Origin of the sequence: Actinomadura sp. NPDC048032, assembly GCF_040653175.1 — a bacterium.
Lineage (GTDB): Bacteria > Actinomycetota > Actinomycetes > Streptosporangiales > Streptosporangiaceae > Spirillospora > Spirillospora verrucosospora.
Map to the genome: position 1 here is coordinate 15167 of NZ_JBEZJP010000058.1, position 13371 is coordinate 28537.

13 protein-coding genes are annotated in these 13371 nt (G+C 74.8%); 5 read left to right on the forward strand and 8 right to left on the reverse strand.

From position 1 onward, the window contains the following. The gene (locus AB0C69_RS11150; protein WP_360352581.1) at positions 1–1491 is read left to right on the forward strand and encodes an alpha/beta fold hydrolase; all 1491 of its coding nucleotides are present in this window, start codon (positions 1–3) and stop codon (positions 1489–1491) included. Positions 1492–1503: 12 nt separating this feature from the next. Here the strand turns inward: AB0C69_RS11150 and AB0C69_RS11155 are convergent, their stop codons facing one another. Then, the gene (locus AB0C69_RS11155) at positions 1504–2592 is read right to left on the reverse strand and encodes a winged helix DNA-binding domain-containing protein (RefSeq protein WP_360352583.1); all 1089 of its coding nucleotides are present in this window, start codon (positions 2590–2592) and stop codon (positions 1504–1506) included. A 77-nt stretch (positions 2593–2669) separates the two neighbouring features. Here AB0C69_RS11155 and AB0C69_RS11160 point away from each other — a divergent pair, with 77 nt between their 5' ends. Next, complete coding sequence (locus AB0C69_RS11160) at positions 2670–3170, forward strand: CGNR zinc finger domain-containing protein (RefSeq protein ID WP_360352585.1); 501 nt, start codon at positions 2670–2672, stop codon at positions 3168–3170. 3 nt (positions 3171–3173) lie between these two features. Here AB0C69_RS11160 and AB0C69_RS11165 read toward each other — a convergent pair whose 3' ends face one another. From AB0C69_RS11165 to AB0C69_RS11180, 4 genes are all read right to left on the reverse strand, one after another. Then, on the reverse strand, positions 3174–7334 hold the full coding sequence (locus tag AB0C69_RS11165) for a hypothetical protein (protein WP_360352587.1): 4161 nt from the start codon (positions 7332–7334) through the stop codon (positions 3174–3176). Between the two features lie 83 nt (positions 7335–7417). Continuing rightward, positions 7418–7621, reverse strand: coding sequence for a PspC domain-containing protein (locus AB0C69_RS11170; protein ID WP_173397798.1), 204 nt, complete (start codon positions 7619–7621; stop codon positions 7418–7420). A 145-nt stretch (positions 7622–7766) separates the two neighbouring features. After that, the gene (locus tag AB0C69_RS11175; RefSeq protein ID WP_360352589.1) at positions 7767–8528 is read right to left on the reverse strand and encodes an HAD family hydrolase; all 762 of its coding nucleotides are present in this window, start codon (positions 8526–8528) and stop codon (positions 7767–7769) included. Continuing rightward, the gene (locus AB0C69_RS11180; RefSeq protein WP_360352591.1) at positions 8525–9175 is read right to left on the reverse strand and encodes an MBL fold metallo-hydrolase; all 651 of its coding nucleotides are present in this window, start codon (positions 9173–9175) and stop codon (positions 8525–8527) included. Before AB0C69_RS11180 ends, AB0C69_RS11175 begins: the two co-directional genes overlap by 4 nt. A gap of 116 nt (positions 9176–9291) precedes the next feature. On the opposite strand from AB0C69_RS11180, the gene AB0C69_RS11185 reads away from it, so the two are divergent. The 3 genes from AB0C69_RS11185 to AB0C69_RS11195 all read left to right on the forward strand — a co-directional run bounded on the left by AB0C69_RS11185 (position 9292) and on the right by AB0C69_RS11195 (position 11752). Continuing rightward, a complete protein-coding gene (locus AB0C69_RS11185) occupies positions 9292–10356 on the forward strand; it encodes a phosphotransferase family protein (protein WP_360352593.1) in 1065 nt (354 codons plus the stop codon). Further along, positions 10353–11453, forward strand: coding sequence for a hypothetical protein (locus tag AB0C69_RS11190; RefSeq protein ID WP_353833461.1), 1101 nt, complete (start codon positions 10353–10355; stop codon positions 11451–11453). Before AB0C69_RS11185 ends, AB0C69_RS11190 begins: the two co-directional genes overlap by 4 nt. Before the next feature lie 98 nt (positions 11454–11551). Next, positions 11552–11752, forward strand: coding sequence for a hypothetical protein (locus AB0C69_RS11195; RefSeq protein WP_345181682.1), 201 nt, complete (start codon positions 11552–11554; stop codon positions 11750–11752). A 62-nt stretch (positions 11753–11814) separates the two neighbouring features. On the opposite strand, the gene AB0C69_RS11200 is transcribed toward AB0C69_RS11195, so the two are convergent. From AB0C69_RS11200 to AB0C69_RS11210, 3 genes are all read right to left on the reverse strand, one after another. Then, positions 11815–12114: a Fe-S cluster assembly protein HesB gene (locus AB0C69_RS11200; RefSeq protein ID WP_089310191.1), complete on the reverse strand. Its 300-nt coding sequence runs from the start codon at positions 12112–12114 to the stop codon at positions 11815–11817. Between the two features lie 94 nt (positions 12115–12208). Further along, entirely contained in the window at positions 12209–13168 is a 960-nt protein-coding gene (locus tag AB0C69_RS11205; RefSeq protein ID WP_360352596.1) for an LLM class F420-dependent oxidoreductase, read from the reverse strand. A 54-nt stretch (positions 13169–13222) separates the two neighbouring features. Further along, a complete protein-coding gene (locus AB0C69_RS11210; RefSeq protein WP_360352600.1) occupies positions 13223–13360 on the reverse strand; it encodes an SDR family oxidoreductase in 138 nt (45 codons plus the stop codon). Between the last annotated feature and the right edge of the window lie 11 nt (positions 13361–13371).

Genomic DNA, 13371 nt, shown 5'->3' on the forward strand with positions numbered 1-13371 from the left:
GTGGCGGTGGTGGTGGGGGTGGTGTGCGCCGTCGTCGGGGGTGTGGGGGTGCTGGCGGCGGACGCCGGGCTCCGGCGGCGGGCCGTGGTGGTGGACGGGGTGCCGGTCGAGATCGTGCGGCAGGCCGGGGCGTCCGGGCGGGCGCCGGGTGTCGTGGTGGCGCACGGGCTCGGAGCAAGCGGGCGCCTGATGCGCGGGTTCGCCGACACGCTGGCCCGGCGCGGGTACGCGGTGGCGCTCGTCGACCTCGCGGGGCACGGTGCCAGCACGCGGCGGCTCCCCGGGAACGGGGACGGCCCTGCCGCCGATGCCCGGCTCGACCGTGACGTGGACGTCGCCGTCACGTGCCTGCGGGCCGTGCCGGGGGTGGACGGGGAGCACATCGGACTCGTCGGGCACTCGCTGGGAGCCGCCGCGGTCATCCGCTACGGCGCGGCGCATCCGTCCGTCGGGGCGACGGTCGCGATCTCGCAGGGGTCGATGGCGGTGCCGGCGTCCGCGCGGAACGTGCTGCTGGTCGCCGGCGGCCTGGAGTTCCCCGCGTATCGGGACGGCGCCGTCCAAGCGCTGCACGCCGTCCACCCGGAGGGGCGGCCCGGCGCGACCTACGGCGATCCGCGCGACGGGACGGCGCGACGGGCCGTCATCGTCGGCGGTGTCGAGCACGTCGGCGTGCTGTTCAGCCCGCGCACCCATCGCGAGACCGGCGCCTGGTTCGACGCGGCGTTCGGGCGGCACTCGGCTCCGGTCTCCGACGTGCGCGCCGTCCAGCGGGCGGGGTCGGCGCTGCTGCTTCACCTCGCGGCCGTGCTGACCTTCGGGGCGATCGCCTCGGCGCTGCTCGGGCGGCCCTCGGACGCCCGCGAGGCGCGCCGCCGCGTCCCGGTGCGGTTCGCGCTGCTCGCGGCGGCGTTCGCGGCCGGGGTCGCGGTGCCCGTGATGGGGGTCTTCCGGTTGCCGCTCGCGGTGGCCGGTCCGCTCGCCGGGTTCTTCGGCGTCGCCGGCGTGGTGGCGCTCGTCTGCGCGAGGGATCCCGGTTTCCTCGGGGGCCGGCCCCGGGCGCGGACGGTGGCGGCGGCGGCCGTCCTCGTCGCCTTGACCGTGGTGTCGTTCGCTGTCCCGGCCCAGCTGGGGTGGGCGCACGCGGTGCCGGTGGGCCCGCGGGTGTGGACGCTCGTCCCGATCACCGCGGGCACCGCCCTGTACTGCCTGGGGGTCGAGGCGCTGTGCGCCGGGCATGATCGGCTGACCGCCATCGGCGTGCACGCCTGGGCGGCGACGTCCGCGCTGGCCGCCCTCCTCGCGGCCGCGCTCGTCGGGGCCGTCTCGCCGTTCGTGCTGCTGGTGTCGCCGCTGATCGCCGGACTCCTGGCCTGGCAGGGCGTCCAGGCGGCGGCGCTGCGCTCGATCCGGGCCCCGGCGTGGGCGACCGCGCTCGTCGGCGGCGTCCTGCTGGCCTGGCCCCTCGCGGTCACCATGCCGATCACCTGACGTCCGGTGAGCTCACCGCGCGAAGCGCAGGACGTGGTCGGCGTCGGCGGCGGCGAACGCCAGGAGGCGGGCCGCCTCCTCCCGGACCGGCTCCTCGTCGGGGAGGGGCGCGAGCAGGTCCACGGTCAGCTCGGCGCGGGCCGCCTTCCGGTCGTGCTTGAGCGTCCAGGTGCCGTGGACCCGCCCGTCGACGAGGACGGTCGGCTTGGTGACGGCTCCCACGCACACGGCCTTGCGCTGCTCGTCCGTCATCATGCGGCTCCGGTCGGCGTAGGCGAGGATCAGGTTGTCGAAGGCCGGGAGGAAGCGGACGGGCGCGGGGGCGTCGGCGTCCGGGAGCGGCATGCCGGGAAGGTCGAAGAGCTCCGCGCCGCTCTCGTCCCGGTAGGTCCGCAGGGACGGGCGGAGCTCCTTGAAGGCGGCGTCCATGCGGCGCAGCCCGGACCACATCTGGAAGTCCTTGACGGAGGCCGGGCCGAACGCGGCCAGGTAGCGGCGGATCAGCCGCTCCGGCGACTCCGGGGAGAGCGGGCGGCCGATCCACTCCTCCGCCAGGGCGAACGGCGTCGCGCCGCCGGTGTTCCACGTCCCGCTGGGCGGCGGATGGACGACGGAGACCAGCGCCTGCGCCGACCAGCCGAGCGCCTGGAGGTCGCGGTCGGGCCAGCGCTCGGCGAGGGCGCGGGCGAGCTGCGGGCGGGTGAGGGTCCGCCCCCGCAGGAGCCTGCGCGCCTCGGCGGCGAGCCCGTCCAGGTCCCAGTCCCGGGTGGCGCTGCCGAAGGCCGCCTGGCGTCCGCGCAGGACGCTCTCCTGGACGAGGGGGCGCACCCACAGGAAGTCGGCGGCGGACGCCAGGTGCTGCGTCCCCCGAAGGATCGTGCTGCGCACGGCGGACCGGTCGTAGAGCAGGCCGGTGAGGTCGTCTCGGCGGAAGCCCTCCAGCCGCGTCCAGAGTCCGATGTACGGCATGTTGGTCTCCTGGGCCTGGATGGCGACGAGCCGTTCGACCGCTTCCAGGAGGGGCATGCCGGAGCGCTCCAGGAGCAGCTGCCGCTCAAGCGCCGCCCGGTTCAGCGTCCGGTGATCCAGTGTCCGCGTCATACCGCCAGCCTACCAGAACGGAATGCTCTATTCCGCAATTGGGCCCGTATCATCGAGCCGGGAAGGTAGGTGGTGATGTGCGTTACGTTGCCTACATCGGCAACCTGACCCGGCTCGCGGTCGAGCTGGTCAACGGGGACGAGCCCAGTGAGCTGCGGCGGGAGTTCTTCCAGCAGCACGACGTGGTGGAACCGGACGACCCGGGGGACCTCCTCCCGGCCCTGCGCGACGCGGTCGCGGCCGTCGCCGACGGCGGGCCGCCCCTCCCGGTCAACCTCCTCCTGGACCGTTTCCCGCCCGCGATGCGCGTCGCCGAGCACGACGGCGACGGCCCGCACCTGCACTTCGCCCGCGACGGCGAGGACGGCGTCCACTGGCTCGGCCGAAGCTGCGCCGCCGCCCTCGCCCACGTCCTGTGCGGGGACCCCGACGTCACCGTGGGCCGCTGCCGCGCGGACGGCTGCGCCCGCTTCTACGTGGACGAGTCACGCAACCGCAGCCGCCGGTTCTGCTCGAACGCCTGCGCGAGCCGCACGACCGTCGCCGCCCACCGCGCCCGCCGCCGGGCGAGCCGGTGAGCGCTACCCGGCGCCCTCCCGGTACACCTCCACCGCGTACCGGAGGCGGGCCCCGACGAGCAGCGCCTCGTCCTCCGGGCACCCGAGGAGCCGGGTGACCAGCTCGACGATCTGGTCGTCGGTCAGATCCGGTTCGAGCTCGGCGACGTGCCCCACGATCTCGACCAGCTCGGGCCGCTTGTAGGACGCGATCGACCGCCCCCGCCGAACCCGCGTCTCCCCGACCGACCGCCGCTGCGCCGCACCTTCCGCCTCCTGCGCAGCAGGCCGCGCGTCTTCCGCCCGCGCCGAACCCTCCCCCCGCGAACGAGGCTGCGCAGGTTGCGGACGCTGCTCCTGCGCGGATTCTGGCTGCGAGGAAACCTCCGCCTGCGAACGATGCGCCGCTGGTTGCGGCCGATGCTGCTGCGCAGGCTCGGACTGCGGAGGGACCTCCGCCTGCAAGCGGGGCTGCGGCTGCGAGGACTCCGTCCGCGAGCGGGGCTGCTCCTGTTGCTGCGCGGGTTCTGATTGCGGCGGGATCTCCGCCTGCGAGCGGGGGTGCGGCTGTCGTGGCCGCTGCGGCTGTGAGGGCTCCGTCCGCGAGCGGGGCTGCTCCTGTTGCGGGCTGAGGGGCGGGTGCTGGGGGCGCTGCTTCTCTGAGGGGCCGGTCTCTTGTGTGCGAGGTGTGCCCGGTTGTGGGGGTCGTGTTTCCGCCGTGGTTTCCCTCTGCGGGCGGGGTTGGGCTTGTTCTGGGGGGTGGGCCTGCTGGGGCGGCTTCGGGCTCTGTGAGGGGTTCGGCAGCGGGCCGGGTCTGCCCCAGAGCGCGGGGATGTCCGGGCGGCCGGGAGGCGGGGCGTGCCCGGCCTCCGGGACGCGCGGGTTGGGGCCCGTGGCCTGGGCGCCCGGCTCCTGGGCGGGCTCGTCCCACCTCATGGCGTCCAGGCGCCGGGGCGGAAGGCTGCCGCCGCGCCCGCCCGGCCGGCCCTGGTCCTGCGGGTCTCGCCGGGGCGCGTCCAGACGTCGGGGCGGTGCGCCTTGCCCGGACGCGCCGGTGCCGGGACGCGCAGGCGGTCGAGCGCGCACGTCCCGCTGCGTCACGTCCGGCCGCTCCCCCGCGCGCGGGTCACGGCCCCCCAGACCGGGGCCGGGACGCGGTTCTCTCGGTCGTTCCAGCGGGCGCGGGTCGCGCGGCCTCGTTCCTGCTTCCTTCCGCGGAGCCTCGGGCGGGACGGCGGCGGGCGGCCGTGACCGGAGGTCCTCTCGCGTCGCTTCCGGGCGCGGGGGCTGGATCGGGAGGTCCCGTTGGGTCACGTCCGGGCGCTCGGACAGGGGGCGCGCAGCGGGAGGAGGCGGGGTGCCTGGAGTGGTGAGGGCGGTGAAGAGCGTGGTGGTGGGGGTTATGGCTTCGTGCAGGTGGGACGGGAGGCGGGGGCTCGGCGGCGGGCCCTCGGGAGGGGGGAGGTCGGGGCCGGACGGGCCGACGAGGATGGTGCGGGGCGCGTGCCAGAGGACGAAGAGGGCCTCGGCGCCGGCCTCGTGCTCGCCGTCCACGATGACGACGTCGAAGTCGTCCGGAGCGGGCGGGAGGACGTCCGGGACGCGCCACAGCGGCAGGATCCACGCGGGGACGATGTCGGATCCGGAGCGGGCGAGGGCGGACGCGGCGGCGCGGGCGGCGGTGAGGTCGGCGCGGGCCTCGCGCAGGGCGCCCTCGGCCTCGGCGAGGGCGTCGCGGAGGCGGTCCGCGGCGGCGGGTCCGGTGGAGGCCGCGCGGCGGCGGGCCCACGTCCAGGCGTCGTCCCAGCGGCGGGCGCGGTCGTGCCAGACGTCGTCGCCGTCGGTGGCGATCATCAGGTGGGCGAGGTCGGGGTGGACGGCGCGGACGCGGGCGACCAGTTCCTCGCAGCGGATCTGCCGGGAGCGCTCGTGCCGGGCCTCGGCGAGGGCGCCGAGGGCGCGGCCGTAGGCGGCGGCGTCGCGGGCGTCGACGGCCGCGAGCGCGGCGCCGAGCTCGGGGGGATCGTCGGCGTCGACGGGGCCGATCGAGTCGCGGAGGGCTTCCAGGTCGGCGGTGGCGCGGCTGACGCCGAGCCCTTCGAGGGCGTTGCGCAGGGCCGCGGCGTAGTCGTGCCACTGGATCGGGTGGACGAGCGGGACGCGGAAGCCGGAGCGTTCGAGGAGCCGCCGCGTCGAGTCCAGGGCGGTCATCGCGTCGCGGACGCGGGCGAGCCGGGCGTGCGCGCGGACGAAGCGGGCGACGCGCTCGCCGGGCGGCAGGTCGGCGGGGAAGGAGATGCCGGCGGCCTCCCACACGTACTGCAGCTCCCGGCAGGTGATCCGCACCATGAGGTCGGTGTGGGCGATGTCGAGCAGCTCCGGCGTGGTCGGCGCCGCGCCGTCCACCCTGACCGTGGCGAGGAGGGGCTCGGCCTGGCGCTGGGCGGCGGACCGCAGCGGGCCGCGCTTGAGGACGCCGCCGTCGGCCAGGTAGGCGCGCAGGTCCTGGGCGGCGGCGGCGAGGCCGCGCAGGTCGGCGTCGGCGGGCAGCTCGACGCGGTGGCCGCTCAGCTCGCCGAGGGCGCGCTCGGCCCACTGCGCGCGGGCCGTCATCTCCACGACGCGGGCCCAGATGAGGGGGCGCCGCTCGGCGAGGGCGTCGCCGAGGGCGCGGACGGCGAGGTCGGAGGGGTTCCAGCCGCCCGGGTGGCCTTCCAGGCCGAGGTCGCGGAGCGCGGCGGCGACGACGGAGGCGTCCCCGTCGAGGCGGGCGAGGAGGGTGACGTCGCTGTCGCGCAGGAGCTGCGACAGCTCGGTCCTGGACCGCTCGGCGCGCTCGGCGGCGGCGGCCTCCGCCTCGATCAGGGTGCGGACGTAGGCGGCGCTCGGCAGCGCGCCCGGGTCGACGTCCCGCTGCTCGGTGCGGGCCTTGCGTTCGGCGGTCTCCTCCGCGAGGAGGACGACCAGTTCGGCGGCCTCGGAGCGGGAGATCGGCGGGCCCGGCGGCAGGTCGGGCCGGACCGGCATCCACGACAGCTCGGGCTCCTCGCCGCGCAGGTCGGGCGGCGGCTCCGCCGGCCCGCCGCCGCGCAGGCGCTCGGTGATCTCGGCGACCCGCAGGGCGGCGGCCTCCTCGCGCTCGGCGAGGGCGTCGAGGTCGGGTTCGCCCCCGGCGCGGACCGCCTCGGTCACGCGGGCGGCCATGGCCGCGTCGGTGGCGGTGAGGGCGGCGAGGCCGGGCGGGAGCGCGCCGCGCAGGGCGGCGGACGCGGCCGGGCCGGACGTGGCGACGAGCACCCGGCGGCCCCGCGCCAGCAGCCCGGCCAGCAGGTCGGGGACGGTCTCCGGTGCCCGCTCCGGTAGGTGCATGACCTGGGGCTTCAGCTCGGGCGAGACGAACCGCGCGACCCCCTCGGGGACGCCGCGCGGCAGCAGGCTCAGGAGCCTGGCGTGGTGGTCGGCGACGGCCTCGCGGCCCGCCGGGCGGACGACGAGGGCGGGCGCGAGGCGCAGCCGGGGGACGGGCGAGGCGGCGTCGGCGTCGGGCGTCCAGTCCTCGCGGTAGTCGGCGGGGCTCGTCAGCGCGACCTGGCACCATTTGCGCAGGACGTCCCCGACGGAGGCGTTGAGCCCGAAGCCCTGCCCGGCCTGGACGGCGTCGGCGATCCAGTCGGCGGGCCGGAAGCCGGGGTGCCCGGACAGCAGTTCCCGGTCGCGCAGGGTCGTGTGCCCGGTGAGGACGACGTCGACGCGTTCGGTCCGCTCGTCCAGGACGATCCGGACGGGCGTGCTCAGCAGGTGGTCGTGGACGGCGGGCCGCCACGACAGCAGGCCCGTCGCGAGGACCGCTTCCTCGCCGGCGAGCTCGCGCAGGACGCGGTACCAGGTGCGCAGGGCGAGCCAGCCGTCGAACTCCTCCAGCACGACCGGCGGCGTCAGCGGGATGACCGGGATGCTGAACAGCACCTCGCCGGGCCCGGCGTCGGCCTCGACGTAGACGTCGCCGGGCAGTCCGGCGAGCCAGTGGACGTGGTCGTGGTCGGCGAGGTCGCGCGAGGGGCGCCGCCGGGCCCGCGCCAGATCGCGCAGGTACCCGAGCAGTCGCGCCGCGTGGTCTGCCTCCCGCGCGGCGGCGTCGTCCAGGGCCCGGCCCGTCCGGCCGGGACCCGGAGCCTCGTCAGGCACCGCGGCTCCTCCCCACGGGAATGCTGGTGCCCCGATCTAACACCCCCGGGCGGCCCCGGTCGAGCGCAATCGTTGATCTTGAGTCAGCGGGCGCCGGCCATGTGGCGGTCCTCGTTCGGCATCATGACCCAGAGGACCAGGTAGACGACGAACTGCGGGCCGGGCAGCAGGCACGAGAGCAGGAACAGGATCCGGACGGTCCACGGGGTCATGCCGAACCGGCGCGCGAGGCCGGCGCAGACCCCGGCGATGACGCGGTCGCGGCGCGGACGATAGAGGCCGTTCATGGGTTCTTCTCTCCCCGATTCGTCGAGCGGTGAACGCGGCCGCGGTCTTCGCGGCCACGTCTCTCACGCTACGAACCGGGCAGGCGACCTCACATCGCTCTCGCGGCCTGTTCCCCGCTGCTACCTCAGGAGTACGGGACGTCCCCTAGGGGGCGGCGGGCCGGCCGGCGTTGTGCTCGGCGACCAGGCTCGGCAGGGCGGCGAGGTCGTCGAGCACGAACAGGCACTCGCCGAGCGCTTCGTCGTCCTTCTGGATGTTGCCCCACGGGCCGCGGCGCAGGAACGCCGCCCGCATCCCGAACGCCAGGGCGGGCCGGACGTCGTTGTCGATGCGGTCCCCCACGTACAGGACGCGGTCGGGCAGCACGTCGGCGAGCTGGGCGCAGCGCTCGAAGAACTCGTGGGACGGCTTGCTGACGCCCCACACGTCCGAGATGCCGACGACGTCCGCGTCCAGGGCCAGCTCCGCCATCTGCTCGGCCGCCTGGACCGGCTGGTTGCCCGCGATCCCGACGTACAGGCCCTGGTCGCGCAGGCCCGACAGGCACGCCCGCGCGTCGGGGTAGAGGTCGTCCGGTCCGAACCCGTTCGGGACGCCCGCCTCCGCGCGGCGCCGCTCCTCCTCTTCCAGGTCGAACCCCGGCCGGAAGTACGCGAACAGGTCCGTGTGGTCGCCGCCGGTCGCGAGCAGCGCGCCGAGCTTGGTGAGGAAGGTGTGCCTGGGCACGCCGAGCCAGTCGGCCCAGCGCCCGTAGATCTCGCCCTCGTTGACGAGGGTCTCGCCGATGTCGAAGAACACGGCCTGGATGGAGCGTGGCGCGGGGAGGCCCGCTGCGTACTCGGAGGAGCCGGCGCGCTCGCCGGCCGCCGGCTCGGCGGCCGGGGGGACGCGGGGGGAGGCGTTCACTTGGCGGCCAGGTCCACTGAGGTGCCGGGAGTGAGGCGCACGAACTCCTTGCCGAGTTCGTCGCCGGCACTGGTGAGGACGCGTTCCATCACCTGGAGGCCGATGTCGTTCAGCAGCCCGTCGTGGATGGCGAAGGCGCGCCCCGGGCGGACCTCGCGCGTGTACTCGTACAGGTCGAGGGCGCGCATCCAGGGCGCGTTGCCGGGCAGGCACAGCGTCGGGACGGGCTCGGCCGGGACGGTCAGCGCGTCGCCCGGGTGGAAGACCTCGCCGTCGACCAGGAACCCGACGTTCGGGACGGGCGGCAGGTCGGGGTGCATGAGCTCGTGGTCCTCGCCGTAGACGTGGACGTCGAAACCGGCGATCGTGACGGCGTCGCCGTGGCCGACCTGGTGGACGCGTCCGCCGAGGTCGGCGAGGTTCTCGGCCACGGCGCGGGACGTCCACGCCTCCAGCTCGGGGCGCTCGGCCATCGCGGCGCGCAGCGCGTCGGGGTCGAAGTGGTCGAAGTGCTCGTGGGTGATCAGTACGGCGTCGGCGGCGGCCAGCGCGTCCCCGGCCTCGCTGAACGAGCCGGGGTCGATGACGATCGTGCGGTCGTCCTCGGTGAGCTGCACGCACGCGTGTCCGAGCTTGGTGAGGCGCATCCGGCGATTTTTTCACGGGTGCGTCCCCGCCCATTGACCACCCCCCGGACCGTTGATAGAACACGTTCTAATTCGGGCGCGACCCCGGCCAGCAGGCACGGCAAGGAGGCGGTGCGATGCCCGTTCCCGACCAGCGCGACCCCGAGATCACCCGGCGGGCCCTCACGCGGTGGCTGGACGGCCATCTGCCCGGGGTCCGCATCCCGCACGTGGAGACCCCGCAGACCAGCGGCTTCTCCAACGAGACCCTGCTCTTCGAGGCCGAGTGGGACGGCGGCGGCGGGCCGAGACGCGAGCCGCTCGTCGCGCGGGTCGCCCCGGAGAAGTACCAGATCTTCCCCGAGCCGCGGTTCGAGGAGCAGTACCGGCTGATGCGGATCCTGGACGAGCGCACCGCCGTCCCGGTGCCGCCGATCCGCTGGTACGAGCCGTCCCGCGACGTCCTCGGCGCCCCGTTCTTCGTGATGGGCCGCGTCGACGGCCGCGTCCCGACCGACATGCCGCCGTACCACATGGACGGCTGGGTGACCGGAGTGCCGCCCGGTGAGCGGGCCGCGATGTGGTGGTCCACCCTGGAGATCATGGCGCGGCTGCACCGGCTGGACGTCGGCGAACTGGGTCTCGGCTTCCTGGACCAGCCCGCCTGGGGGGCGCCGGGCCTCGACCAGCGGCTCAACTACTACGAGCACTACCTGGGCTGGGCCTACCGGGGGCCGCAGGAGACGGCGCTCAGGGCGCTGGAGTGGCTGAAGGCGAACCGCCCCGACGAGCCGGACGACCCCGTCGCGCTGTGGGGCGACGCCCGCATCGGCAACGTGATCTTCCAGGACGGCGCGCCCGCGGCGGTGCTGGACTGGGAGGGAGCCGTGCTCGGCGCGCCGGAGGAGGACCTCGCCTGGTTCATGTTCCTGGACCGGCACCACTCCGAGGGCGTCGGCGCCGCCCGGCTGGAGGGCTTCCCCTCCTACGAAGAGACCGTCGCCCGCTACGAGGGGCTGCTCGGACGCCCGATGCGGCACATGGCGTACTACGAGATCCTGTCCGGCTTCAAGTTCTCGGTGATCATGGCGCGGATCGGCCAGGCGATGATCGACTTCGGCTGGATCGAGGAGACGGCCGACTTCCCCCACGACAACAACTGCACGCAGCTGCTCGCCCGCATCCTGGGAGGGGACCGGTGACGCTCTCGCCGCTCGACGACTACCCGATCCACCAGGCGCCGGAGGTGATGCGGCACGTCACCACCTCCGACCGGAACTTCTACGACCGGTACTACTTCAACGTCCACCCCTGCTCCGACGAGCTGATGATGATCATCGGGATCGGGCAGTACCCGAACCTCGGCGTCATGGACGCGTTCGCGGTCGTGCGGCGCGGACCGGTGCACAAGGTCGTCCGGGCGTCCCGCGAGCTGGGCGACGACCGGATGGACACCACGGTCGGGCCGTTCCGCGTCGAGGTGGTCGAGGGGCTCAAGCGGCTCCGGGTCGTCCTGGACGAGACCGAGCACGGCCTCTCGTTCGACCTCGCCTGGGAGGGCACGGTCCCGGCCACGCTGGAGCCGCCGCACTACCTGCGCTGGCAGGAACGCGTCGTCTTCGACTCCCGCCGTCTCGCGCAGACCGGCCGCTGGACGGGCACCATCACGGTCGACGGCGAGACCATCGAGGTCACACCCGACCACTGGTGGGGCTCGCGCGACCGCTCCTGGGGCATCCGGCCCGTGGGCGAACCGGAGCCGCCCGGCATCCAGGTGAAGAACGCGGGCACGTTCTACTGGCTGTACGCGCCGATGCAGTTCGAGGACCACGCCATCTTCTGCATCGTGCAGGAGGACGAGAAGGGCCGCCGCATCCTGGAGGAGGCCACCCGCGTGTGGCCCGACCGCGAGCCCGAGTATCTGGGACGTCCCGAATACCGCCCGGAGTACGCGGAGGGCACCCGCGACGTCGTCACGGCGACGCTGCGTTTCGCCCCGCCCGGCGGGGAGCCGTTCGAGGTGAGGGCGACGCCGATCCTGCCCGTCCACCTCATGGTCGGCACCGGCTACGGGCTGGAACCCGACTGGAAGCACGGCATGTACCAGGGACCCGACCTGAAGGTGCAGGGCGTCGCCTACGACACCCGCAAGCCGGACGACGCGGCCCGCATGTGGGGCATGGTCGACGCGGTCGGCCGCTACGAGTACCTGGACGGGGCGCAGCCCACCGCCGCCGCCACCGGCTACGGCCTGTTCGAGTACTGGGCCCTCGGCCCCCACCCCTCCTTCCCGGGCTGACCGGTGCCCGGAGCCCCGGCGGGCCCTGACTCCGTCCGCGCGAACGCACGGCCCGGGCGGTCGGCGAGTGGAGTGATCTATCTGCGACACTGGCGCTCGTGACGACCCCGCCCTCACGCGACCCCCTGGACGCGGGACGTTCGTTCCGGCGAAGACCGGACCGGCAGGCGCGCGACCGCTCCCCCGCCTGGCGCGACCAGCCGCGCGCCCTGGCCTGCGCGGTGATCGCGGCGTTCGCGTTCCTCACCGCGGCGGCGTTCGTGTTCGCCGTGGTCGCCGTCGTGGCGGCGATGCGCTGACACGCGGGGAGAACACGAGACCGGGGCGGCCCGGCGGGCGCGCCCCGGTCTCGCCTCCAACGTCAGGTGGGGGTTCCCTCCGACCCCTCGGCGATGGTGAAGGCCACGTCGCCCTGCGGGTCGACCTGGGCGTCGAGGGTCTTGTCGTCGAGCATCTCGGCGACCGTGGGCTCCAGGTACACCTTGGCGCCCTCTTCCTCCACGACCTGGTCGCCGGCCTCGGGGGCCGGGGCCACCGAGAGCCGCAGGGCGTCCGAGCCGTCGAGCCCGGACTCGATGCGGATGCCGGTCTCGGGCGGAAGCTCCGGGTTGGCGGTCACCGTACGGATGACCTGGACGGCACCGCTGGTCAGCGTGAGCACGATCAGCTCCTCACGTCTCTTCGTTCTCTGTCGGGATTTGCCCCACCCTCCCCGCTGCTCCCGGCCGTAAACATCGGGACGTGATCGAACGATCTCAGTCCGCACTCGGGGCGAGCGCCCGCACCGCCTCCGCCGGGGACAGGCCCCCGCCCGGGACGACCGCCAGCACCGGCGTGGTGAGGCCGTTGTCGACGTACTCGCGGACGCGGGCCCGGCACCGCTCCGGGGAGCCGTGGACGATCAGGTCGTCCACCACCTCGTCCGGGATGACCTCCAGCGCCCTCTTCCGGTCGCCGGCCGCCCACGCCTCGTTCATCGGGGCCAGCGCCTCGCCGCGTCCCAGCCACTCGTGGAACGCCCGGTAGACGGGGACCGTCATGTACGCGGCGATCATCCAGCGGCCGATCGCGCGCGCCTCCTCGGCATCGCCCGTGGGGCAGACGAACAGCCGGGCGATCAGCTCGGGCCCGTCGCCGAGTACGCCGCGGACCGTCCGGACGTCCTTCGGCGCGAGCCAGTTGGTGATCGCGCCGTCGGCCTCGCGGGCGGCGAGCCGCAGCATGCCGGGGCGCAGGGCCGCGAGGACGATCGGCGGCGGCGTCGCCGGTGCGCTCTCCAGCTTGAAGCCCTTCACGGCGAAGGTCTCGTACTCCTCCTTCACCTTCTCCCCCGCGAGCGCCCTGCGGAGGAAGCGCAGCGTGTCGCGGGTGCGCTTGTAGGGCTCGTCGAACGGGATGCCGTTCCAGCGCTGCACGATCGTGTCGGACGAGGTGCCGATGCCCAGCACGAAGCGTCCCGGCGCGAGGTCGGCGAGGGTGGCGGCCTGCTGGGCGAGCAGGGCGGGCCCGCGCGTGTAGACCGGCACGATCGCCGGCCCGAGGCGCAGCCCCGGGTCCCACTGCGAGGCGAGCGCCAGCGGGGTGAAGGCGTCGGCGCCGTTGGTCTCGGCCGACCAGGCGTCGGTGTAGCCGAGCCCGGACAGCCCGGACACGATCTCGCGGTGCTCGGCCAGCGGGAGGCCGGTCAGCGGAATGGTCAGTCCCCAGCGTGACATGCGCTTCTCCCTGTTCCCGTGTTCGTGGGCGTTCCCGTGTTCGTGGGCGGGCGGTCAGGCGATCGAGGGCCGGATGGTGGCGCCGCCGTCCACGACGAGCGTCTGCCCGGTCATCCAGGACGAGGCGTCGCCCGCGAGGAACACCGCGGCGTTGGCGATGTCCTCGGGCTCGCCGATGCGGCCGAGCGGCATGTACTTGCTGA